The following is a 22,891-nucleotide window of genomic DNA, read 5'->3' as shown; positions in this document are numbered from 1 at the left end:
CTCTCTTAGAGTGATCCATCCTTTGGCAGATAATCAACCACTGAGTAGGACTGCAGTTTTGCTAGCTTGTGTACCGATTCAATAAAGCGAACCGTGCCAGACTTTGATCGCATGACCAGCGAACGCGTCGTCGCACCATTCTTCCGATACGAAACACCACGCAACATATCGCCATTGGTGACACCGGTTGCGACAAAATAACAGTTATCGGAAGACACTAAATCGTTGGTGGTTAACACCCGGGATAGATCATGGCCTGCAGCGCGCGCTTTTTCAGCTTCTTGCTCATCTTTTGGCGCCAACATGCCCTGGATTTCGCCATCCATGCACTTCATTGCACAGGCGGTAATAATGCCTTCTGGAGTGCCACCGATGCCCATCATAATGTCAATTGCATTAGAATCTTTTGCTGCTGCAACCGCACCTGCCACATCGCCGTCACGAATGAGACGAACCTTGGCACCTGCATCGCGAATATCACGAATGAGGCTTTCATGACGAGGTCGATCCAATACCACAACGGTGACATCGGATGGTGAAATACCTTTCGCCTTGGCTACTGCTCGAATATTGTGTTCAACTGGGGCAGTAATATCGATCACGCCGACTGCCTCTGGCCCAACAGCGATCTTTTTCATATAAAACACTGCAGACGGATCAAACATGCTGCCGCGCTCTGCTGCTGCAAGTACGGAAATTGCATTTGGTCGTCCCTCTGCCATCAAGGTGGTGCCATCGATTGGGTCCACTGCAATATCAACCTCAGCGCCTTCGCCAGTTCCAACATGTTCGCCATTGAACAGCATTGGTGCTTCGTCTTTTTCGCCTTCGCCAATAACAACCACACCATTCATATGCACTGAGTTAATCAGTTTACGCATAGCATCAACGGCTGCACCATCGCCTTCATTCTTCTTGCCACGGCCTACCCAGCGACCTGATGCTAATGCGGCGGCTTCAGTGACGCGAACGAGTTCAAGGGCGAGGTTACGGTCTGGAGTTCCCGAATGTTGATCGGACATGAAAAGCTTGAGCCTCCTTGGGTATTGGCTGAAAGATTGTTCGAAAGGGTAAAACTCGAACTATGTTGCACTCTGATTGTGACACTTTAAGCCAATAAATGGCAGCCTTATTGCCCCCATAATGGGGAAACAGTGATCAAAATTGCAAAAAATACCGAAGGTGAGCTGTTTGGTTTGTGTGAAAAAGAAATCATGCAATACTGGTTGCTATGGCAGAAGAAAAACCAAGGATCTTTCAATCAGGACGCGATATTACTTATTCATTGGTCGCGATCGTGATTGTGATGGCACTTTCGGTGGGCTTTACTGGCATGTGTACATTCGGCAAGGACACGGCTGAATTTGCAGAAGTTCATAAAGTTGATGCCGCAACTTTCTTCAGTCTTGAAGCACGAGCCATGCCTTTTCCGGTGCGTTTACCGGCAGCCCCTGCCGAATGGATCACCAATTCCGCTCGTCGTGGTGCAGTAGGCGGTCAACCGGCGCCGGTAGTTGGCTGGGTGATTGCTAAAACTGGGTATATCCAAATGACGCAAACTGCAGTACCACTAGAAACTGTGATTGACAGTTATGATGATGAATTGCGAGAACATACTCGTACGTATCAAATTGAAGGCCATGACGTGCAGGTCTTTACCTCAGACGAGCGCGGTGTCCGCGATGTGCGTGTGATTGACCTTGGCGATGCCCGAGTGTTATTTGAAGGTGCAGCAACCGATGCAGAGTTCGACGATATTATCGCTCGAACTCTGCATACCGACCCAATCTCAGTGACGTCTTAAAATACTGCAGCGACGTCACTGTATACGGGCCTTATGTACATTAACGTTCGTGTTGTTCCAAGGCTTGGGTAATACGTTGTTGAATACCTTGTAATTGTGTTTCACAGTAGGCGGCCAGTGCTTGGCCACGCTCCCAAAACTTTAATGATTCATCTAAACTCATCTGACCGCGCTCTAAATGTGTGATGATTTCGACTAATTCATCACGAGCTTGTTCATAGCTTAAAGACTCCACTGGATCAAAGTTGAGATTATTTGTCCCGCGTCCAATAACCATATCGTTCATATCTGTGCTCCTTGAAGGTGAAATCTAATATTAACTTGATTGGGTACTCATCGAAACTGCGGTCACTGAACCGCCAGCGACGCGAATGCGTAATTGACTACCCGGTGGTGCCTGCTCGACATCCATGACCACTTCTGGTTCACTGCCGTCACGTGGAATAACCTGCATGACAGCATACCCACGTGCCAGAGTAGCCGCTGGCCCCAGGGCTGCAACTTGCTGGCGTAGCGCAGTGATTTTGGTGTGTTGCGTGGTGATGAGAAGTTCGAGACTGCGTCGTAAAGCAGTGCGATGGCGGTCAAGTTCCTCAGCGTAGCGTTCTACTTGTAACAAGGGGTTGGCAAGCGCTGGGCGTTGCTTGGCGTTGCGCAATCCCTGTTGTTCGCGCTGCACCCATCCTTGCAAGGCCTGAGCGCCGCGATGACGGAGCTCAGCTAAGAGGCGTTTTTCGGCAAGCACGTCAGGAACCACCATTTTCGCCGCATCTGTTGGAGTTGCTGCTCGCAGATCGGCAGTATTATCTAAAATTGGGTTATCCGGTTCATGTCCGATCGCAGATACCACTGGGGTATGTGCTGCGAAAACGGCGCGTTGTAAGCTTTCTTCGGAAAATGGCAGGAGATCTTCGACTGAGCCGCCGCCGCGCGCAATAATAATGACATCCACGTTTGGATCGGCATCTAAGATTTCGAGCGCGCGAATAATTTCCGGAACCGCGCGTGGACCTTGAACAGCAGTGTTTTCCACGCGGAATTGCACTTCTGGCCAGCGACGTTGTGCAACAGAAAGCACGTCTCGCTCCGCGGCGGAACCACGGCCAGTAATCAACCCAATTGTGCGCGGCAAAAATGGCAGTGGGCGCTTGTGCTTTGGATCAAAAAGACCTTCAGTTTGCAGTTGCATCCGCAGTTTGGCAATGCGCTCTAATAACGCACCTAAACCAACGTGTTGAATCTCTGTGACTGCAAGCGAAAAGCTGCCGCGACCTTCATAAAATGATGGTTTACCTAAGACTACCACCCGTGCACCAGCTTCTAGCCCTTTGGCTAAAGCAGAGGAGCAGGTCACAGAAAGACTGTTTTCTTCGGCCACGTCGCGCAACGTAATGTAGGCCAGTTGCCAATTGGGTTTAGTCTGGACTTGAGCGACTTGTCCTTCAACCCAAATATTGCCAAGTCGATCGATCCAACCCTTGACTTGTTTATTGAACTCGCGGACAGGAAAAGCTGTCTCTGGGGTGTTTTTAGCTGCCACAGTGGGGGAAGTTCTCCTTTTGGTTTAGACTTAGTCGCTATGAGCTCACACAAGAAAGTATTACTTGCCGCACCTCGAGGATACTGCGCTGGCGTCGATCGCGCAGTCGAAACTGTCGAACGTGCCTTAGAGAAGTACGGAACTCCAGTGTATGTGCGCAAGGAGATCGTGCACAACCGGTATGTAGTGGATACCCTCGCAGAACGCGGTGCGATTTTTGTTGATGAAACATTTGAGGTCCCAGCAGGCTCTCATCTTGTGTTTTCGGCTCATGGAGTCAGCCCAGCTGTGCATGCAGAAGCCGAGAAACTCTCATTAAAAACGCTTGATGCTAGTTGTCCGTTGGTTACCAAGGTGCATAATGAGGTTAAACGCTTTGCCCGTGATGGCTACCATATTTTATTTATCGGGCATCAGGGGCACGAAGAAGTTGAAGGTACCACCGGTGAAGCCCCAGAAGTCACGCATTTAGTGGATGGCGTTGCAGGTGTTGATGCGCTGCCTGAGTTTTTGGCTGATGAAGACAAACTTATGTGGTTGTCACAAACTACGCTGTCGGTTGATGAGACGATGGAAATCGTCACGCTCTTGCATCAGAAATATCCGCAATTGCAGGATCCACCAAGTGATGATATCTGCTATGCGACGCAGAATCGCCAAGTTGCGGTGAAAAAAATTAGCGAGGCGGCTGATCTTGTCATTGTGGTGGGATCTCAGAACTCTTCCAATTCCAAGCGGTTGGTAGAAGTTGCCTTGCAATCTGGCGCAAAGGCTTCATACCTGGTTGATTATGCTCATCAAATTGATCCTGCCTGGTTTGAAGGGGTGACAACCATTGGGGTGTCCTCTGGAGCATCGGTGCCAGAAATCTTAGTCACTGGGGTATTGGAGCTGTTAGCACAGCATGGCTTTGATGAGGTTGAGGAAGTTCGCACTGCTGCTGAAAAGATTACCTTCGCATTGCCGCGTGATTTACGACCACCACGAGCCTAGTACGAGTGCTATACCACCGTGGCCACTGCCTTGTTCTTGAAGGGCAGTGGCCACGGTTTATTCATCATAAAGGTCTTTATTGAGATCGACTGAGCGGCCAAAGAATCTCTTTGGTCTGAAATTTGGTGGTTCAGTTGCAATCGGTGATGAATCGTCAGCAGGTGGCTGTGGCGCTTGCTGCTGGTTGCGGGTGCGCATAGGTTTTGGAGCAAAGGTGTGCGCTTGACGCTGATCCAGCGGAGTTTGGGTCACTGGTGTGCGTCGTGAAGCATGTGTCGGAGCTTGTGTGCGCTTGAGCAATTCTTCTACGGTGACAGTTTGTCCTTCGCGAGGCATACGACGATGAATCCGTGCGCGTGCCTGTGCAGACTGTGCATTTGTGCGTTTATTGGATTCAGATTCTTGCTGTCGAAGCTGAGCTTGTTTGACGGTAACCGTGCGCACATAGCGCTTTAACAGTACATACCGAATCGCCGCGATCGCGGCAGCTACGAGCGAAATCACCAGCATAACTGGAAAGAACTGGAACAGTGGATACAGCATCGTAATTTTTTCTGTGGCACTGAAATCCCAATTCTGGTGGCTCGACGAGCGGACGACCGTTAAAACACCGGCAGACACGAGCGCAATAGCGCATACAAACGGGATGCTGCCGACCACTAAAAATAGTGCGCGTGGTGCGGTGAGAACGGCAACGAAGATGATCGTAAGAATTAAGACTAAGAAAAACGAGAATGTGACGGCAGCGCTGAGAAACACTGGTAGCATGCTGCAACAGACGCCGATCGCAAGGATCGCAAAAGACACCCATGCTGGAAAACCAAAAAATGGGGGAGTTGATTGAGATACCGATGCTTTAGTCACAAAACTTAATTCTACTAGTGTTTAGTTTTCTTAAACACTTTCGCCACTGTTTTTGGCGCAACATTAATGATATCCAGTAGCGCGTGTTTATCTTCTCCGCTCATAGATAGTTGTGCCTGAGCGCGGCGATCCTCAAGGAGTTTTTTGCCCATCGCCTCACCCCATTGGCCAGTTAAGGATCCGGCAGCAGTTGCAAACTCAATATCAGCGGCGGTTTTCTCGCCCGAGCGTAGGGCAATCATATCGTGGATATAGCGCAGCAACACTGCGATCATGGCGGCTGTAGGTACGGCCAAAAAAGCTCCAATGATGCCGAATAATGATCCGCCAATGGTGATGGAGATTAACACAATGACAGGATGCAGGTTCATGGCACGAGAGTGCAGCAGTGGAGAAAGAATATTGCCTTCGATTTGTTGGACTAATAACACCAAGATCAAGGTGGCGATTGCTTTGGTCACGCCAAGAGAAACCAGTGCGATCATGACTGATAACGTACCTGCGACAAACGCACCGACAATTGGGATAAATCCTGCAATAAAGGTTAAGACTGCCAGTGCAAACGCCATTGGAACACCGAGAATAATTAAACCAATGCCGATAAACACTGCGTCGGCAAGCGACACTATTGCTTGGGCCCGAATATAGCCAGATAAGGTGCGCCATGCACGGGTTAATAATTCAGTTAAATGCCAACCTGCGCGCTTACCGACGACACCACGGAGCCACGGCAAGAAATTGTCACCATCTTTGAGGAAGAAGAAGGTTAATACTGCGACGATACCGCCAGTGACTACGACAGATGTAGCTACGCCAAGACCGGTGAAAATCTCACTGGCAATGGCACCACCTTGTTGTTGAATCCATTGAGCAGCTGCATTCACACGATCGGCCAGTTGTTCGGAGTCGAGATTAAAAGGTGGGCCTTGGAGCCAGAGCTGAAGGCGCTGAACTGCTTCAATGGCTTGGTAATACAAGGTTTGGGATTGCCCTGCGATATTTGGCGTAATCACCCAGAGGACGAATCCCATAGAACCTAAAGCGCCAAGAACTGCGGCGAAGGAGGCAAGTCCTTTTGGAAATCCAATTCGGCGCATAGCTGCAACTGGCGGCCAGAGAACGGTGCAAATTATCAATGCAAAGGCGACTGGTAAGATACCACGCCAGACTTGGCTTAAGACGTACCAGCCCATAAAAGCTGCCGCTGCTATCAGGAGCAGTCTCAAACTCCAAGATGCGAGCGCGCGAATGCCATCAGCGATGATTTCGGCACGATCGATATTTTCGAGATCTTCGACATCTGGTTGGAGTTGCTCGAAGACTTCTGCGGCTTCCTCACTGACTGCGGGAGCGTGGTTATGTTCAGACACTGTTTTATCTTCGCATAAACAATGGGGCAGTGGTAGCTACCACCGCCCCATGTCGCTTAAGACTTCATTGAATACTTAACGAATTTCTTGTGCAATCAAGACTTCGTCAGTTGCAAACGCATGAGTGCCCAACTTACCTGACTCTTCATCAGGGTGACGCTGCAGGTGAATGAGCGTGGCAATAAAGCCGCCCCAGATCACAGAGATGTACAGCACCATCATGGTAATCGCAGTTCCGGTCATGATTTAGCCTCGTGCTTTCTTGGATTCTTGCTTCTTTGCTTGCTTTTCCTTCTTGTACTGCTCGATTGCAAAACCTGCAATGCGATCAGCGTCGGGATCGAACTGGCGTGGTACTTGTGGCACACGAGAGATTTCTGGCTCGATACCGAAGTCGGAGCCTGGAGGGCCATCAATTGGCAAGCCCTTTGGCCAAGCTAGTGAGCTCATGATCAGTGAGACAACCAAGATAGTACCCAAGGTACCCCAACCATAGATTGCAACCTGGCTGGTGGTGTAGCCACCATATGGCTCCTTGATCAGGCTGATCAATTCTTGGAGCAAGAAATAACCCAAAACCAAGGTGGTGATATTCACGATGCAGATACGCCAGATAATGCCAACGCGGAAGGAGGAAACCATGTTCAGGTGGCCAGCAACTTCATCGATACGGCGCAGAATCCAGTCGAAGACGAAGATAATGATCAGTGCGATTGCCACAATACCGACGTTGTTGGTGAACTTGTCCATAATATCCAAGTTGACCAGGCCAGCAGTGGTGGAGAACAAGGTCAAGGAGAGGATCGCCATGAGGGCACCGGTAGTCAGGGAAGTCGCCTTACGAGACCAGTTGGTCTTGTCTTTCACAGCTGAGACCACTACTTCGAACAAGGAGAACAAGGAGGTAAAACCTGCAACAGTCAAGCTACCGAAGAACAGTACGCCGAACAGTGCACCCAATGGCATTTCGTTAATAATGGTTGGGAAGGCGATAAAGGCCAAGCCGATGCCGCCAGAAGCAGCTTCTTCAACGCCGACACCTTGCTGCAAAGCCATGAAGCCTAATGCTGCGAATACGCCGATACCTGCCAACACTTCAAAGGAAGAGTTTGCAAACGCGGTTACCAAACCAGTGCCAGTTAAGTTGGTACGTGGCTTTAAGTATGACGAGTAGGTCATCATAATGCCGAAGGATACCGACAAGGAGAAGAAGATCTGGCCATAGGCTGCCACCCACACGGTTGGGTTCGACAGGACATCCCATTTTGGCGTGAAGAAGGTGTTCAGACCGTCGACAGCACCTGGCAAGAACAATGCACGTACTACAACGATTACGAACAAGACAGTCAGCAGCGGCATGAAAATTTTCGAGATGCGGCCAATGCCGGAATCAACACCCATTGCCAATACGATGATTGCGCCAACCCACACGACTGCGAGTGCAACAAAGATTTCACCAACGAAGTCTAAGGAGAAGGTTTGACTTGCATCCATCTGCAGGAAGTCTTGGAAGAAGTAGGTGTTTGGGTCGTCACCCCAGACCTGGTTCACGGATTTGACCGTATACAGGCCAGCCCATGCAATAATCGCTGCATAGTAAATGGTAATGAAGAAACAGATGCCTACCTGGATCCAGCCAATTGGTTCTGCCCAGCTCTTAATGCGACGGAAAATGAGTGGGTCGGAGCCGCGATAGCGGTGACCCAATGCGTAGTCGAAGAATAGCAGTGGGATACCTGCTGTGATCAGCGCGATCAGATATGGAACCAAGAAGGCGCCGCCACCATTTTCAAAGGCGGTATAAGGGAAACGCCAAATATTACCTAGGCCGACAGCTGAACCGATCGCTGCCAAAATGAAGACCCAACGCGAAGAAAATGTTTCTCTGCGTTGGCTAGGATCTACCGCTTGTGCCATGACAAGAATGCCTTTCGTATAGAGTACTTGTGGTACCTGCCTGAAAAGAAAATGCAGGTACAAAGTTGAAAGCTTCTGTATGAACGTATGGTGGCGTATGTGGTGCAATCAACAAGATGCAGTGGTGAAGACTTTATGGGTGGAAGCCTGTCTCAGAAGCATCGTTGTTGAGTATCTTACTGCGTTGTTCGTAAAATGGGAAATTATTTCCCACTATTTGAGAATCATTGTTTGTTGCTGAAGATGATAGTATGAAATATCGTGACCTTAACTCTTGGAATTGTCGGATTGCCCAATGTAGGCAAGTCCACCTTATTTAATGCATTAACTCGAAACGACGTACTCGCCGCGAACTACCCATTCGCCACCATTGAACCGAATGTTGGCTTAGTGGAGCTTCCCGACGCCCGTCTGAACCGCCTGGCTGAAATCTTCGGTTCAGAGCGCATCTTGCCTGCTACCGTCTCCTTTGTGGACATCGCAGGTATTGTCAAAGGCGCTTCGGAAGGTGAAGGCATGGGTAATGCCTTCTTGGCGAACATCCGCGAAGCTGATGCGATCTGTCAGGTCGTACGCGCCTTTGCCGATGAAAATGTTATTCACGTCGACGGCAAAGTCGATCCGCAGACTGATATTCAGGTGATTAACACTGAATTGATCCTCGCGGACCTGCAAACCATTGAAAAGGCTTTGCCGCGATTGGAAAAAGAGGCCAAAAAGAATAAAGACCTCGCCGCCAACGTCGCCGCCGTGAAACAAGCTCAAGCGATCCTTGAGGATGACCGCACCTTATTCTCTGCGGCCAAGCTGGGGGAGATCTCGCTTGCAGAACTCCGCGACCTGCACCTGATGACCGCCAAGCCATTCCTTTACGTCTTTAACTCTGATGAAGAAGTGCTGCTTGACGACGCACGGAAGCAAACTCTCCGAGAATTGGTTGCTCCAGCGGACTGCGTATTCCTCGATGCGAAAACCGAAACGGAATTGCTCGAGCTTGATGAAGACGAAGCACTCGAGTTGCTTGAGTCCGTCGGTCAAACCGAGCCTGGCCTGCACTCACTGGCTCGCGCTGGTTTTGCTACCCTTGGTCTGCAAACCTATCTGACTGCAGGGCCAAAGGAGTCTCGCGCTTGGACTATTCATCAGGGCGATACGGCTCCAAAAGCAGCAGGTGTGATTCACACTGACTTTGAACGAGGCTTTATTAAAGCAGAAGTTGTCTCTTTTGCCGATCTCGATGCGGCAGGTTCCATGGCTGAAGCAAAAGCCAAGGGCAAAGTGCGCATGGAAGGCAAGGAATACGTCATGGTTGATGGTGACGTAGTGGAATTCAAGTTCAACGTGTAATTAGAAAAACATGCTAGTTCCATATGTTCCGACATCTGCAGATGAAGCGGCCGAAAGGGATTTATACTGTGTCAATTCTGAATCTGTGATGGATGTGAATTGAGCGACTGGTGTATAAAAAAGAGTTATTCGGGCATAATGCTCTGAATAACTCTTTTTTAATTTTTAACCTCTTTATAACGTAAGTTTTAATAATTAGTGCGATTCAATTGATAGTTTATGCAGATAGCTAAAGAAGCTTATTGGCTCTATTAGCAACAATCTTTGATATTGCTTGCGGAACATTGGCAAGCGTGCTTTTCTCGGCGACTGTCCCACTGCCGATGATGCTCCCTATAAGCTGCTTTCGTTGTTGTGTTGATAGCTGCTATGTCTGGATTAATGATCTCGCTCATAAATATGTCATGCGATGCTAGTGCATTGGCTTTGCCTAATGCAGCTTGGATTTATACCTGGAAGCGTTGGTTATTTGAATAGTTCCGTAAGTTGATAAAAACCTCTAAGCTGCGTGCATTATAAGTAATGTGAAGTCGTGATAATTCTTGCAATAGGTGATATATTCAGAGAAGTATTGTCCGTACGTGCAACATAATTACGTTTCGTGTAAAGGAGAAGCTCGTGAATAGTGTAGAGCAAATTCAAAATGAATTGCAGAGGATTATCTATCAAGCGAATGGTTACATTAATGATCTTAATAGGTTTAATCACTCAAATGAATCAATGATTCGATCAGTTATTACTACACTCCGTGGCACGAATGTTGGAGTTGACCGCCAAGTTGCGCAAACGTTGGAAGATGTGAGTAATGAAATTTTCAATTCAATCCGAGCGCTGGATGATACAATCACACGCGCGCAAATGTATATAGCAAGCATATAACCCTAGTTTGTAATTCTTTTATATCGATTGAAAGGAATACGCATGAGCGTTCGGCAAACACAAAAAGCACTTCGTAGAATCCAAGAAAGATTTAACGAGCTTCGGAATAAGCTTGCAGATGAAGTGGTGGAATTCGAAACTACGCGCAATCGTACTAATGATGTTTTGGTGGGAACCGTTGTGAGCGCACTCACGGACATGGATGAGACTTTAAAAAAATCAATAATGGCTTTGGAAAATGCGCAGGACGCACTTAAGAAAGCTGACAGTGCGATTGACAACTACTTATCGACTACCCTGTAGCGAGAAAATAGGCATTCGAGAATTGTTGTATTGGTATCAGTGGCGGCTGCTTTAGCTGTCGTCACTAGGTATCGTGTAAAAACTAGAAAGTTGCGTTTTCAGGGAAGATTCCATTGCTGTCTAACTCCCAGATGATTTACTTTTGGAGTAATCTGCGACTTTTGAACATGACGGTAGCTTTGCTTTTCGACGAGTTGAAGTTGAAAAGCGATCTGAATGACAGAAATATTTGCATTGGCTCTTTGTGTTTCTCGTAGCTCTTTTGCTATGGGTATGGGGTGAATCGAGATTGTGATTGACCCCTCTTAGATGACAACACAGGAGTGTGTAAATACATCAGCACTGGGAGTGACAACCATGTGCTTTCTATTTTTTGTGTGGACACAGGCTCCAGTGAGCTTTTCGAGCTGTGTTTTGGTAATCTGCGATTTCTAAGGTTAGTCATAGAAGTGATCAATGACGTATATTTGACGAACTAAAGTAATTGAACAAAAACCTTTTAGTATCGTATTTTTTGAAAACGCATACAAAAGCTGATGATCACAAAGCTATTCTTCGCCTTGAACCATGATCGGTATTGAAACATGGTGTGAGTGACAAATTCTACGCAAGAGTTACGACGAAATCGGAATAGTTGAGGTTCTGTGAACACTCGATGCAGGCAAAGCCCATAGTATGTCGAGGCTTGAAAGTAAGAAAGACGAATTATGCAATGAATAGTTGCAAACTTACTTTTCAGGGGCATGATTTTGCTGTAAATATACTTTTCATGAATGTTGATCGAGTGTATTATTTCTATAAAAACTGAGGATAAAGGCTCGTAAATCTGAGCTCATTCTTCGTAATTAACGATAGGTAGCTTAATGTCTGAACCGAAATGTAACCAATGCGGTGGGGTAACAATATTTGAGAATCTGTGCCTCGAATGTGGCGCTATTGTGAATGTGCAGAATCATGCAGTGACTGATTCGGTGCTCAATGAAAGCAACCGCGTGAAAGGTGAAACTCTCAAACCTGGAAGAAAACAGAGATTTGAATCAAATCGGTTGCATAAACGGTCAAGGACAGTTTCAACAAAGCTGCCTCAACCTCCTAGCACAATTCAATCAATGTCAACAAAGGATCAGATTAAGTTCAATCGCGAACTTGCAGCTGCTTTAGATCAAATTATCCGAGAGCGTACGGAAATTCTTGAAGCTGATTTAGGCGAGCTTCATGCTGATATAGAGGTTGCTAGACGAATCGAATTAAATCAACTGCATTTGACAATTAACCAGATTCAAGAGCAATCGCAGGTACATTGTGCTGATGCGGATGAGGCTCTCAGTAAAGCTGTGAAGGATTTGCAACAACAGCTTCAAGCGCTGAAAACTAAAGCGAGTACTCAAGTTAAACGATTGTTTTCAGATTTACATGACACAGCCAGAGAGTTTGAGAAAAATACTGCGGTTACCAATTTTCAAATGCTGGATACCGCAGAGGCATTTAGTGAATGTTTGCCAACAACTACTGTACGTAAGTTGATTGAAGTTGGAGAAATTCGGCCAGTTGGCCCAGAAGTGCTTGATTGCGAGCTACCTCCGGTAATGGCACGGCTTCCGCTTATTGACTCTGGTCACATTATCATTGAGGCAGCTCAAACTGATCCTGCACTTAAGACGCTATTACAGAATCTAGTTTCTCAGGTATACACAGCTGTACCAGCAGGCCAAGTAATTGTTACAGTATTTAATCCACGAAGTAACAAAATTCTTGCGAACTTTATGCCAACAGGTGCCTCCGATGCAGGTCTGTTCAAAACCATCCAACCCATCCAAAGAGCCTTCGAGCAAGCACTTGAAGAGCACCTTGATTTTATTGGCAATACCCAAGCCTCGATAGGTAGCCATGGAACGATGGGGGATTTGATTCAAGAAACAGGACAGCATGAATACCCTTATCGTGTTTTAGTTATTTTAGACGCTCCTTCAGACTGGTCTCAGAAGTCAGTGGCGATTTTAGATAAGTTGATGCATGCTGGGGCTGCGGCTGGTCTATCCGTCATCATGCACCGCGATCCGAACGTTCCGATTCCAGATCGGGTAGATGTGGAATCGGTATACAAATACGCATCTGTAATTTCTCTTGAAAACGATCAGGCAACCATACAAATAGCTGGTCTGAAAGATAAACCAGCTATCCCGGTGAAACTAAGCCCAGCTCATTTAGATATTGAGTATACGAACCTCTTAAAAGTTGTGGTTAAGGCTGCTCAAACAGGCTCACTCCCGAATATTCCGTTGCGTGAACTTATTTCCATGGAACAGCGTAAATCTGACTATGGTTTGGCGATTACTATGGGACGCAAGGGTACGCAGCAGACAGAATTCGTGCTGGGTGATACCAACGCGAACATCCAGAATTTGCTCATCGGTGGTCGCGCTGGTTCTGGTAAAACCAATTTGTTAAAAGTCATTATTTACTCCATGGCAACTCGCTATCGTCGAGATGAACTCGAACTATTCTTGCTTGACTTTAAAGAAGGCGGCGATTTCATACCGTTTGCAGGTGAAAATGGGGTTCCGCCACTTCCGAATGCCAAAGTTGTGACAAGAAATTGTGATGCAGCTTTTGGTATGGCTACATTGCGACATTTCAAACAAGAAATGGAAAGAAGAGCGAGCCTTACCAGCGATAATGGCGTGGCAAATATCTGGAATTTACGCGAGAAAACAGGGATTGTGATGCCTCGCTGGGTTCTCATTATCGACGAATTCCAAGGGCTTTTTAATAAGGTAACCTCTCAAGAGGCTACGAGTTTGCTGGAAGATCTTGTACGCAAGGGAAGGTCTTTTGGTTTGCATGTTATGCTCGCGACGCAGACCTTGAGCGGTGTGAGCTTTTATGGCGACAAAGATAAGGCGATTTTTGAGAATATCGCTGGTCGTATTGTGCTTCAGTTAGGCCCAGGAGAATTTTCTAAATTCATGGGAGTAGAGAACGAAGACGGTCATATGCTTCGATATCGCGGCCAAGCAATCTTTAATCCTCAAGCTGGTCTACCAAGTGAAAATCAATTATTTGTCGTTGCTCGGGCAGATGAGGAATATACGAATCAGTTGCAGGGACAGCTTTATCAGGAAGCAGAAATTGCAGGTGATCTGCCTCCTCGTCCTCTAGTGTATCGGGGTGATGCAGTTGTGACGGCTAGGCAGCTGCTCGAGAGAGCATCGCGACCAGAAGAATATGAGGGTACTTTACCGCTATGGGTGGGTCAAGAAACGACGATTGAATTTAACGTGGCGAAGGCAGTATTTTCTCCTATACCTGGTTCTCATGTTCTCCTGTTGGGTGGAGATGAAAAGTCAATGCCACGAGCGATTGCAACATTGCAAGCTGCAGTTTTAAGTGCGGTTGCTGCGGCTTCCGATCCTAGCATCCGCGTTATATGTTTTGACGGGTTGATTCCGCATTTCCGCGCAACAGCATCAATGGAACGGTGGTTTGAGACTCTCAAGAACCTCGGTGCAAATGTTGAGGTTTATGGACCTGATTGTGTGGAAGAATGCGTCAAAGAGATTGTATTGTCGAATAATAATCGAGATCGCGTAATTGTTGCGTTACTCGGAGCTGAAAACTCCGATTTTAAATCTGTGGCAGAAAGCGCTGGATGGAACGATTTTATTCGCGTGCTCCCACGTCGAAATGTCAATGTAATTGGGCATTGGACTGATCTACGCGATGTACCAGGAGATCAGTTCAGTGTAACAAAGGACTACAAGACCATGCTGTTCTTCGGTAAGAATGGTCAGCTTGTGAGAGACACTACAAAAACAGCCGACAATATACCTGCGATGCATCACAGCCGCACGCTCATTTATTCGGCTACGAATTCGCAAGATGGTCTGCGTACGGTGATGTCGATTGAAACACTTTCAGACGGCGATTTCCAGGAATTTGAAAGAGTGGCTAGATTTCCAGCTGGAAAAATAATAGACATTGCTCAGTACTATGATGCACTGTCCACTGTGTCTAGTGCAGCAACTGCTGTTGAAGATATCTTCGGCAACGAAAGAAAGTTGATTCATAACGATCAAACTGTAGCCATCGTCGGGCGCAGTAATAACGGTATAGAACAATTATTGTTTGATGATCAGAATGGAATTTCGAATCTCATAATTACTGGTGAATTATGTTCTGGTTATACACGTATCGCGAAAATTATATTTGCATCCATTGCAAACAGTAATGCCACCGAAACGGTTCAGCTAGATTTTATTGAACGTAGAGATTCAGAATCTGATTTTGCTGAATATATAGATGATCAGAAACTGCCTCATAGTCAGATTGCGACTGGTGTCGAAAATGAGACAGATTTTTATCAATTGCTTGAACAAATTCGAGATGAGATCAATCAGCGTATTTACAAAAAATCGGCAGCATCATCTAACGACGATACTGGTAGCGCTAAGCGTAGGCGTATTATCTTCATCCATGATATCGGAGATTTTTGCACAGACAACGTTAAACAAATTCTGAAGTTTATATCCACCACAGGGCCACAACATGGTGTACACCTGGTGATGGTTGCGGAATTTGAGCAACATATCATTGATATGTTCTTAGAATGGAACCCCAACGCAGCACAACTGCTAACGCGCATGGATTCTGAACATTCTTGGAAGTTACTAGGTAGCTATGTCGCTAACAAACTTGAGAGCAACAAGACATGTTTATTGCGTAGAGGTAATAGTGTTGTACCGATTGCAATTTTGTCAGAAAGTGAAATTGGAGATAAAAATCTCCGTAACATGCTTGAGTCGAGGTTGGGTAAATAATGACTAATGTGCAGCATTTTTATGCATTATTCTATGAACTTGAAAATTTACCTCAAGCAACGAGTAAAAAATGTGAAGAGCTTGAACATCGTATAGTTGACCAGAGGGATCAAACTGGTAAGGCGAAACAGCGAATCTTAGAAAAAGCAGACGCCGAAAAGCAAACCATGGTTGATGCCTATGAGTCACGTTTCCGCGCGATTTATCAGCAGCAGCAGGCTCTGGAAAACTCAGCAGGCGTATACGGTGCAGTTCGGAAAAACAAAATGGCGCCTTCCGGTAAGCCATTAAGTTTTGTGCCTGCTCAGCAGACACTAAAAGCACTCAAGAAAGAGCATGCAGATCGGAAAAACCTTGATTTAGAGTTACGCAATCTGCAGAAAAAGTTTGCAGCAGAAAAGCTTCATGAGGAGCAAAAGACAGCTGACTTAATTACTGCTATGGCTGTGGTATTTTCGATCGTAATCGCCATAGTGCCATATTCTCCATTACCGGATATTTTCTCTCATTTTATACCGTTTTTCGGGGAACTTTGGGCTGGACTATTGATACGTGTCAATATCTTTTTTGCGTTGTTATCACCTCTGGGTGTGGCGGCAATTATCTGTTTCCTGCCGCACGGGTTTATGCGTAGACGTTGGGATATGAAGCATGGCGCTAATGCCAAAAGACCAATTGGCAACAGTGTTATGTGGTATTTCCTGATAGCATTTGGGTATTTTGTATTTATAATAACCATCATGGCAAATCTAGAGCATTAGCAGTAACGATGGACCATTGCAGATTCTGGAGATGTTTATTATATAATTTCTGGATTTAAGCAGGGATTTGAATATTTTTTGAGGTGATATTGATAATATCCAAAAGGAATTGTGTAATATTCTCTGTTCTTTAACAATGATCTTGAGATCCACCATTTGTTGAGTAATCTTCGTTCGGCATTTCAAGTTTGCAATACTGCATGGAGGTACTGTCAGGTGAGAGCTAGGTGCTGATGCATCTGTCGCAAGAGCAACAACGCACTCAATGTTGGTGACCTGGGGTGAAATGACCAAATTCAGAACGGTATGAACAGTAAACATTTTGAACATTGCGGGCGTGGATCGACGTATTGTTCAACGCTGCTCAACTTCACCCTCTAATTGGAGAAATCGTCACAAAGTGGCCAATACCCCAGTAGGTATTGGCCACTTTGCTTTTGCAAGGAGTACGCTGGTTGCTAGCACACTTCCAACAATCAAGAAACGAGTTTCTCCAATGAGTGAATTCCTCAATCTCCTTCGCAACCGCTCCAGCGTCCGCGCCTTCAATTCCAAAGAAATCCCTCAAGCTACCATCGACGAGATCCTCTCCCTGATGACCACCACCGCAACGAGCAATTACCGCCAGCAGGTCAGTGTGATTCGAGTGACTGATCCTGCCAAGAAAGCGCAAATTGCGGAAATCGGTAAGCAGGAATTTCAGGCTGTGGCGCCAGAGATGTTTATTTTTGTGGCGGACAATTTTCGCAACCTCTCCTTATTGGAGAAATTGGGCAAGGATGTTGCCGGCCGCAGCTCAGATGTTGATAGTTTCTTTCAAGCCTTTACTGACGCTGTCCTAATGGCACAGCAAACCTCCAATATAGTGGAGTCGATGGGGATGGGCTCGGTATTCCTCGGCAGCATTCTCAACGACGCCCAAGCTCTGATTGAAATATTGGAGCTTCCTGAACACACTATGCCAGTGGTTGGACTGCTGTTTGGCTTCTATGACGACAAACCTGAAACTAAGCCAAAGATGGGACCAGAGGTTCGAGTATTTGAAAATACGTATTCATGCGATGCTGAGGTCGTCGCAAAGCTGGATGCGTTTAACGACGTCACCGACGCTTACTACACCCAGCGCGGGATGGTCGATTTTAATTTCTTTAATCATTTGGCGCAGGCGTTTGATCAGCAGACACCGAAGCGTAATGAGCTGCTCAATGTCGCGCGCAAGAATGGGTACCGGTTGTAAAATTCTCCAATAAGGGGATGCTGCCGCCACTTATTAGACTTTTTTCGGCCCCTCCCGGTTCCCATTTTCGATGAGATTTTTCCCTCATCAAGTTCAGTTGTGCCCCGTCGCGCAAGTTGGTTTGATGAGGGTATGGAACTGCTTGAGCAACTCGGAATGCTGGCCCATCGTGGCGCGGCGATTCTGGCTGCCATCAAGTCCAGCAAGTTAACGAAAACCGAGCTGGCGAAGTTGCTGCACGTGCCGGTCGAGCGCAGTTCGCTGCTGTTGTCTGTGAGCAAGGCGATGACCCGCGAGCAGCTCGACTTCGCGGCCTCGTGCGAATATGGGGTGGACCACCTGCGTTTGATCGTGAAGGTGGAAAAGCAGGTGAAAAACCCCGACGTCAACCACGACGAATTGCGCATGGAATTGCTGCGCACCTGCGCGAACTTCAGCTACGAGGAACTCAAACACCACCTGCGTACCCTCGTTGCCAAGCTTAACGACGGCCACGTCGCCGCTCGCAAATCTTACCTGCGCTACTCCAAGCTTGCCGACGCCGACGGCATGAAATACCTCAACATCAAACTCCCCGCCGCTGACGTCGAACGACTCCACACCCTGCTCACCCCAATGGCACGCGATTATCTCTTCCACGGGCAGGCTGTCGACGAGGCGGAAGGGCACGCGTTTGCGCTGCGCCACCTCTGCCTATCCACCCCTATTGGAGAAAATTCCAATCCACTCGACTTACGCTACCGGCCATGCATCCTCATCCCGCTTGACGACGCACACCTGCTCGAATCCGGCGAGGTCGCAAATACCGACGGCGAAATTCTCAACCTTGCCGACCTCCTCGACGCCCGCCTCCAAGACCTCGGCTACGCGGTGGTGTGCATGAAAGACCGTGATGGCATCATGCGGCCGCAAAAAGCTGTCGAAATTCAGCGCACAGCCACTGATGAACAACGATTTCTTACCATTATCTCGCACCTGATATGCCAGCAGCCCGACTGTTTCACGCCGGCAGTGCGATGCGAGATCCACCATATCCAAGCATTCTCGCGCGGCGGACCCACCGTATTGGAGAATTTGTGTCCGTTGTGCAGGTACCACAACCTGGAAAACGACGACGATCCAACAAAGAAACTCCATGGCCGAGTCTTTAAGGATCCCGACACAAAAACCCTATGGTTTGACGACGCCTTCGGAGATATTCGAAGAAACCGACACCCAGTCCAACAGTTCAATGGGCTCGCGGTGGCAGCGCGCATGCGCGAAACACACAAGTAATAGAAAAACCGGCGGTCTTTGACGACGCGCCGGTCCTCCGCAACCTTATTGGAGAAAATTTCTCTAATGAGACGTTGTTTGCCTCCGCGGAATCACATGCAGCACTGCAACAATAATGCCTCCAATAATTAGGCCTGCGATCAAAGAGAAGAACGTCTCGGTACACCAGGTAACAAACCCTCCGAGATGCTCAACGCTGTGAGTGATTTCGTGTACCCAATGATATGGCGCATGCAGCCCTAATTCATTGGCACCAACGAGCACAATATGCCCACCAACCCACAGCATTGCGAACATGCCAATAAATGAAATGACATTGAGAATTTTCGGCATACCGACCACTAATGCTTTACCAATTCGTTGTGCGCTTTGCGACGATTTCTCCAATAGATTGAGGCCGAGATCATCCATCTTCACCAACAGCCCAACCGCCCCATACACTCCAATAGTGACAGCGAATGCAACTGCTAACAAAATAGCAGCCTGCATTGATAGTGTCTCGTTTGCAACCTCATTGAGACTGATGACCATGATTTCAGCAGACAAAATAAAATCTGTTGTGACAGCGCCTTTGATCAAGGATTTTTCGTCCTTGCCAACAGCATGCTCATCCTCCTGATGATTTCCTCCAATAAGCTCCCAGATTTTTTCGGCACCTTCATAGGAAAGATACAATCCTCCAATCATCAGAATCGGTGTCAGCAGCCAAGGCGCGAAAGCGTTGAGAGCCAAGATTGCTGGGAGGATCAAGATGATTTTGTTAAAGAGTGAACCTTGCGTGATTCGCCAGATGATTGGCAGTTCGCGTGCAGGGCTAACACCTTCGACGAATCGTGGCGTGACTGCAGCGTCATCAATGACGACACCGGCTGCTTTTGCTGAGGTTTTGGCTGCTGCTGCGGCGACATCATCGACGCTTGCAGCAGCTGTTTTCGCAATGAGCGCAATGTCGTCAAGCAGTGCGGCGAGACCACCGGCCATAGTTGGTTTCCTGTCTGTTGATGTAATTGGAGGAGTTTGGTGGTTATTGTAACCCGAAAGTCCGCGAGTGCTGCTATTGATTGTAGGTATGAAGATTGCAATTATTGGCGCAGGTGCGGTTGGCACGTGGTATGGCGGTTGGTTGGCAATGGAGGGCCACGATGTGGTCTTAGTCGCGCGCGGGCAAACATTGGAGTTTTTGCGAGAGCATCCGGTAACGCTGCGAAATTCCTCCAATAAGTGGCAGGTGCGCATGCCGGTGGTCGAGGATCTGCTCTCATTGGAGAATGTCGATGCCGTTTTCTTGGCGACGAAGAGCCTGCAAGGTTCGTATCTTCCGGACCAATTACCAGACGGCGCGGTGTTAGTGACGATGCAGAATTCGGTCGAGATGCCTCAGCTTGCGATCGAGAAGTTTGGCGCACATCGAGTCATCCCAGCGGTCGTCCGCGCTTTTTTAACCAAGACAGCTATTGGAGAAACGCTTCATGATGGCAACCTCCAATCCCTGACGTTCGGCAGCGTGGATCCCGCGACTCAGCATCAAGTTCTCCAATTAGAGCAGGCGTTTGCTCAAACCCCAATTTCTCCAATAGTAGTGGAGGATATCCTCGCCGACGTCTGGCGCAAAGCAATGTTCGTCACCAGCCTCGGCCTGCTTGGCGCGTTGGTCGGTCAGCCAGCCGGCGTGTTGCGGACGCGCTATCGCACCTCATTAGAGAATTTGATGCGCGAGGTGCAGGTCGTCGCGGCGGCGCATGGGGTGGAGTTGGGGGCGGATGCCGTGGAGCGGATGTTGGAGTTCGTCGATAAGCAAGACGGCTTGTCGACGACGTCTATGCAGCGCGACATCATGGCAAAATCCTCTAATGAATTGGATGCTCAGGCCGGGGCGATTGTGCGCATGGCCGAGCAAGTCGGCATTGAACCGGTCGGGTATCGATTGGCGGTGGAGGCTCTTTCCTTTTAGTGATAGTTTCCATTAGGCTGCTTTAGGAAGCGTAAGATGCGTTTCGAGTTCTCTGGGTGCCGCCTGCGTGTGTAGGTAGCTGAGATTAAACCGTTTGAACCTGATCTGTGCGTAATGCCAGCGATAGGGAGAAGAGAGTATGAAAAGCCAGTCTTGGCGTGTAATTGATATTGTTGTGGCCTCGGTTCTTGGTGTGGCTGTGGGTTTGTTGTTCTCGTTTTGGAATGGCGTGGGCTATTCCTGGTATGAGGCTTTGCAAGCTGTGACACCAGGGCTTGGTGGTTTGGCCGCGGGCATTTGGCTTATTGGAGGTCCGCTTGGTGGACTGATTATTCGTAAGCCAGGTGCAGCTGTGTATGTGGAGGTTCTGGCGGCTTCTGTGTCTGCAGCGATCGGCAACCAGTGGGGTATTGAGACGTTGTATTCTGGTCTTGCCCAGGGCTTGGGTGCCGAGCTGATTTTCTTGGTGTTTGCGTATAAGCGCTACGGCGCAATTGTGGCAGCATTGTCTGGAATCGGCTCGGGCGTTGGTGCCTTTATTCTGGAATTCTTCCTCTACGGCAACAATGAAAAAGGCCTTGCATTCAATCTGACCTACTTGACCTCGTTGGCGATCACTGGTGTGGTGCTGGCAGGCATTTTAGCGTTTGTGTTGATGCAGGCATTGGCGAAAACCGGGGCACTTGACCGGTTCGCGGCTGGGCGCGAGCGTAGCACGCGAGTTTAGGATTGTGGTGGGCGTCGTAAAGCATCGACGGTGGCCGCACCCGCTGCCGCAGCAACGACGACGCCCCACATCCACCAATCAGGGCGAGACAGCTCGAGGGTAAATATCGCAGCAAACAGCCAGTGGCGCTGCGTCATGGCAAGTGTCGACGCCGCCCCGACAAGAGCTAAGCTCGTGGCCGGAACCTGCGCAAGATCCGCCAGGCCAGCTCCCACCGCCGCGCCAATCGCAAGCGCCGGGGTCAAGACTCCACCAGCTGCACCAGCGAGCAGCAGGCCAATAGTCAACACCAATTTTTCTCCAATAAGGGAAATTGCATTAGGCCACGTCATCGATACCAACGCCTGCTCTACAAGCAGCTGCCCATTGCCAGTGACCTGCGGATGGTACGACGCGACCACCCACGTGGCCAGCGCCATGACAGGAATTGCGACAAGCACAGATTCCGCACGTGCCCGCGGCAATTTCTCCAATAAGGAGCGGAAGCACATGCCCAGGCCCGCCGCCACCAGCACCACAATTGGCAGCATTGCCAATATTCGCCAATCTCCCCTTATTGGAGAAATTGTGTAGACAGTGTGCGGCCCGTGCAGCAGTATCACCACGATCAGGGCGACTGTCGAGATGTAGGCGCACCAGAGGTAGTGCTTGACGGTCCGCAACGAGCGGGGGAGTAAAGCGATGCTGTAGAGCGTGCCGGCAATTGGGACTTGATAGACTGCGGCAAGTGCGCCTCCTGCAGCGCCGGCGATAAGCAGCGGCTCAGGACGCCGAATGAGTGCGGCGGCCATTTGCCGTGGCGCCTGTTCGCGTCCGAGGGATCCGCCGAGTCCAACAAAGAGCAGTTGTGTGAGCGCATCGACGAACGTAGGTAGCAGCGCAAGGCGTTGGTTGGTGGCTATTGCGCTTTGCACGCTAGGGGTTGGGCGAAGTCTGATCAGGTACCAGCTGAGCGCGCAAAACAGGCTTGCCGGCAAGAGCCAAGTTGTAGAGTGACCACTCATTGCGTGAATGAGGATCGTCGTAATTTCTCCAATAAGGCCGGCTATGATCCCCGCCACACTCGCACGCACCAAAATTTTCATAACTACCCAATAGTCTATTCT

20 protein-coding genes are annotated in these 22,891 nt (G+C 48.4%); 11 read left to right on the top strand and 9 right to left on the bottom strand.

Translation table 11 applies throughout. The features are described from left to right. Nucleotides 1-5 precede the first annotated feature (5 nt). Nucleotides 6-1,022 (bottom strand): class II fructose-bisphosphatase, encoded by a 1,017-nt coding sequence (gene glpX / locus NXS99_RS01055; protein ID WP_259286817.1) that lies wholly within the window; start codon nt 1,020-1,022, stop codon nt 6-8. A 209-nt stretch (nt 1,023-1,231) separates the two neighbouring features. Between glpX and NXS99_RS01050 the strand changes: the two genes are divergently transcribed. Continuing rightward, entirely contained in the window at nt 1,232-1,804 is a 573-nt protein-coding gene (locus tag NXS99_RS01050) for a DUF4245 domain-containing protein (RefSeq protein ID WP_259286816.1), read from the top strand. A 40-nt stretch (nt 1,805-1,844) separates the two neighbouring features. Here NXS99_RS01050 and NXS99_RS01045 read toward each other — a convergent pair whose 3' ends face one another. Both NXS99_RS01045 and xseA read right to left on the bottom strand, forming a co-directional pair. Beyond that, entirely contained in the window at nt 1,845-2,090 is a 246-nt protein-coding gene (locus NXS99_RS01045; protein WP_259286815.1) for an exodeoxyribonuclease VII small subunit, read from the bottom strand. Between the two features lie 30 nt (nt 2,091-2,120). After that, nucleotides 2,121-3,344 (bottom strand): exodeoxyribonuclease VII large subunit, encoded by a 1,224-nt coding sequence (gene xseA, locus NXS99_RS01040; RefSeq protein ID WP_259286814.1) that lies wholly within the window; start codon nt 3,342-3,344, stop codon nt 2,121-2,123. A 39-nt stretch (nt 3,345-3,383) separates the two neighbouring features. Between xseA and NXS99_RS01035 the strand changes: the two genes are divergently transcribed. Further along, entirely contained in the window at nt 3,384-4,337 is a 954-nt protein-coding gene (locus tag NXS99_RS01035) for a 4-hydroxy-3-methylbut-2-enyl diphosphate reductase (protein WP_259286813.1), read from the top strand. Between the two features lie 57 nt (nt 4,338-4,394). Here NXS99_RS01035 and NXS99_RS01030 read toward each other — a convergent pair whose 3' ends face one another. The 4 genes from NXS99_RS01030 to NXS99_RS01015 all read right to left on the bottom strand — a co-directional run bounded on the left by NXS99_RS01030 (nt 4,395) and on the right by NXS99_RS01015 (nt 8,488). Beyond that, the gene (locus NXS99_RS01030; RefSeq protein WP_259286812.1) at nt 4,395-5,201 is read right to left on the bottom strand and encodes a DUF6542 domain-containing protein; all 807 of its coding nucleotides are present in this window, start codon (nt 5,199-5,201) and stop codon (nt 4,395-4,397) included. Between the two features lie 14 nt (nt 5,202-5,215). Then, nucleotides 5,216-6,571 (bottom strand): AI-2E family transporter, encoded by a 1,356-nt coding sequence (locus tag NXS99_RS01025; protein WP_259286811.1) that lies wholly within the window; start codon nt 6,569-6,571, stop codon nt 5,216-5,218. A 75-nt stretch (nt 6,572-6,646) separates the two neighbouring features. Next, nucleotides 6,647-6,814: a methionine/alanine import NSS transporter subunit MetS gene (metS, locus tag NXS99_RS01020; protein WP_259286810.1), complete on the bottom strand. Its 168-nt coding sequence runs from the start codon at nt 6,812-6,814 to the stop codon at nt 6,647-6,649. A 3-nt stretch (nt 6,815-6,817) separates the two neighbouring features. Next, entirely contained in the window at nt 6,818-8,488 is a 1,671-nt protein-coding gene (locus tag NXS99_RS01015) for a sodium-dependent transporter (protein WP_259286809.1), read from the bottom strand. Between the two features lie 261 nt (nt 8,489-8,749). Between NXS99_RS01015 and ychF the strand changes: the two genes are divergently transcribed. The 7 genes from ychF to NXS99_RS00980 all read left to right on the top strand — a co-directional run bounded on the left by ychF (nt 8,750) and on the right by NXS99_RS00980 (nt 19,107). Further along, nucleotides 8,750-9,835 carry a redox-regulated ATPase YchF gene (gene ychF, locus NXS99_RS01010; protein WP_259286808.1) on the top strand — a complete coding sequence of 362 codons (1,086 nt, stop codon included), beginning with the start codon at nt 8,750-8,752 and terminating at the stop codon, nt 9,833-9,835. 618 nt (nt 9,836-10,453) lie between these two features. After that, nucleotides 10,454-10,714 carry a hypothetical protein gene (locus NXS99_RS01005; RefSeq protein WP_259286807.1) on the top strand — a complete coding sequence of 87 codons (261 nt, stop codon included), beginning with the start codon at nt 10,454-10,456 and terminating at the stop codon, nt 10,712-10,714. A 42-nt stretch (nt 10,715-10,756) separates the two neighbouring features. Continuing rightward, a complete protein-coding gene (locus NXS99_RS01000; RefSeq protein WP_259286806.1) occupies nt 10,757-11,017 on the top strand; it encodes a hypothetical protein in 261 nt (86 codons plus the stop codon). Nucleotides 11,018-12,126: 1,109 nt separating this feature from the next. Next, nucleotides 12,127-15,834 carry an FtsK/SpoIIIE domain-containing protein gene (locus NXS99_RS00995; RefSeq protein WP_259286805.1) on the top strand — a complete coding sequence of 1,236 codons (3,708 nt, stop codon included), beginning with the start codon at nt 12,127-12,129 and terminating at the stop codon, nt 15,832-15,834. Continuing rightward, nucleotides 15,834-16,595 (top strand): hypothetical protein, encoded by a 762-nt coding sequence (locus NXS99_RS00990; RefSeq protein ID WP_259286804.1) that lies wholly within the window; start codon nt 15,834-15,836, stop codon nt 16,593-16,595. Before NXS99_RS00995 ends, NXS99_RS00990 begins: the two co-directional genes overlap by 1 nt. A gap of 496 nt (nt 16,596-17,091) precedes the next feature. Continuing rightward, a complete protein-coding gene (locus NXS99_RS00985; RefSeq protein ID WP_259286803.1) occupies nt 17,092-17,832 on the top strand; it encodes a nitroreductase family protein in 741 nt (246 codons plus the stop codon). A 132-nt stretch (nt 17,833-17,964) separates the two neighbouring features. Further along, on the top strand, nt 17,965-19,107 hold the full coding sequence (locus tag NXS99_RS00980) for an HNH endonuclease signature motif containing protein (RefSeq protein WP_259286802.1): 1,143 nt from the start codon (nt 17,965-17,967) through the stop codon (nt 19,105-19,107). Nucleotides 19,108-19,170: 63 nt separating this feature from the next. Here NXS99_RS00980 and NXS99_RS00975 read toward each other — a convergent pair whose 3' ends face one another. Next, a complete protein-coding gene (locus tag NXS99_RS00975; protein ID WP_259286801.1) occupies nt 19,171-20,088 on the bottom strand; it encodes a DUF808 domain-containing protein in 918 nt (305 codons plus the stop codon). Between the two features lie 88 nt (nt 20,089-20,176). On the opposite strand from NXS99_RS00975, the gene NXS99_RS00970 reads away from it, so the two are divergent. Further along, the gene (locus NXS99_RS00970) at nt 20,177-21,058 is read left to right on the top strand and encodes a 2-dehydropantoate 2-reductase (protein ID WP_259286800.1); all 882 of its coding nucleotides are present in this window, start codon (nt 20,177-20,179) and stop codon (nt 21,056-21,058) included. 139 nt (nt 21,059-21,197) lie between these two features. Continuing rightward, nucleotides 21,198-21,785, top strand: coding sequence for an ECF transporter S component (locus tag NXS99_RS00965; RefSeq protein WP_259286799.1), 588 nt, complete (start codon nt 21,198-21,200; stop codon nt 21,783-21,785). On the opposite strand, the gene NXS99_RS00960 is transcribed toward NXS99_RS00965, so the two are convergent. Further along, the gene (locus tag NXS99_RS00960; RefSeq protein WP_259286798.1) at nt 21,782-22,870 is read right to left on the bottom strand and encodes a chloride channel protein; all 1,089 of its coding nucleotides are present in this window, start codon (nt 22,868-22,870) and stop codon (nt 21,782-21,784) included. The genes NXS99_RS00965 and NXS99_RS00960 overlap by 4 nt on opposite strands. Nucleotides 22,871-22,891: the final 21 nt, after the last annotated feature.

The sequence above is a fragment of the Corynebacterium sp. HS2168-gen11 genome (assembly GCF_024834075.1).
GTDB lineage: Bacteria > Actinomycetota > Actinomycetes > Mycobacteriales > Mycobacteriaceae > Corynebacterium.
This window is presented reverse-complemented; position numbering and strand designations above follow the sequence as displayed.

Excerpts from the sequence above, each read along its gene's own strand:
- glpX (WP_259286817.1), bottom strand. The coding sequence starts at position 1,022 with ATGTCCGATCAACATTCGGGAACTCCAGACCGTAACCTCGCCCTTGAA.
- NXS99_RS01050 (WP_259286816.1), top strand. The coding sequence starts at position 1,232 with ATGGCAGAAGAAAAACCAAGGATCTTTCAATCAGGACGCGATATTACT.
- NXS99_RS01045 (WP_259286815.1), bottom strand. The coding sequence starts at position 2,090 with ATGAACGATATGGTTATTGGACGCGGGACAAATAATCTCAACTTTGAT.
- NXS99_RS01035 (WP_259286813.1), top strand. The coding sequence starts at position 3,384 with ATGAGCTCACACAAGAAAGTATTACTTGCCGCACCTCGAGGATACTGC.
- metS (WP_259286810.1), bottom strand. The coding sequence starts at position 6,814 with ATGACCGGAACTGCGATTACCATGATGGTGCTGTACATCTCTGTGATC.
- NXS99_RS01015 (WP_259286809.1), bottom strand. The coding sequence starts at position 8,488 with ATGGCACAAGCGGTAGATCCTAGCCAACGCAGAGAAACATTTTCTTCG.
- NXS99_RS01000 (WP_259286806.1), top strand. The coding sequence starts at position 10,757 with ATGAGCGTTCGGCAAACACAAAAAGCACTTCGTAGAATCCAAGAAAGA.
- NXS99_RS00995 (WP_259286805.1), top strand. The coding sequence starts at position 12,127 with ATGTCAACAAAGGATCAGATTAAGTTCAATCGCGAACTTGCAGCTGCT.
- NXS99_RS00990 (WP_259286804.1), top strand. The coding sequence starts at position 15,834 with ATGACTAATGTGCAGCATTTTTATGCATTATTCTATGAACTTGAAAAT.
- NXS99_RS00985 (WP_259286803.1), top strand. The coding sequence starts at position 17,092 with ATGAGTGAATTCCTCAATCTCCTTCGCAACCGCTCCAGCGTCCGCGCC.
- NXS99_RS00980 (WP_259286802.1), top strand. The coding sequence starts at position 17,965 with ATGGAACTGCTTGAGCAACTCGGAATGCTGGCCCATCGTGGCGCGGCG.
- NXS99_RS00975 (WP_259286801.1), bottom strand. The coding sequence starts at position 20,088 with ATGGCCGGTGGTCTCGCCGCACTGCTTGACGACATTGCGCTCATTGCG.
- NXS99_RS00970 (WP_259286800.1), top strand. The coding sequence starts at position 20,177 with ATGAAGATTGCAATTATTGGCGCAGGTGCGGTTGGCACGTGGTATGGC.
- NXS99_RS00965 (WP_259286799.1), top strand. The coding sequence starts at position 21,198 with ATGAAAAGCCAGTCTTGGCGTGTAATTGATATTGTTGTGGCCTCGGTT.
- NXS99_RS00960 (WP_259286798.1), bottom strand. The coding sequence starts at position 22,870 with ATGAAAATTTTGGTGCGTGCGAGTGTGGCGGGGATCATAGCCGGCCTT.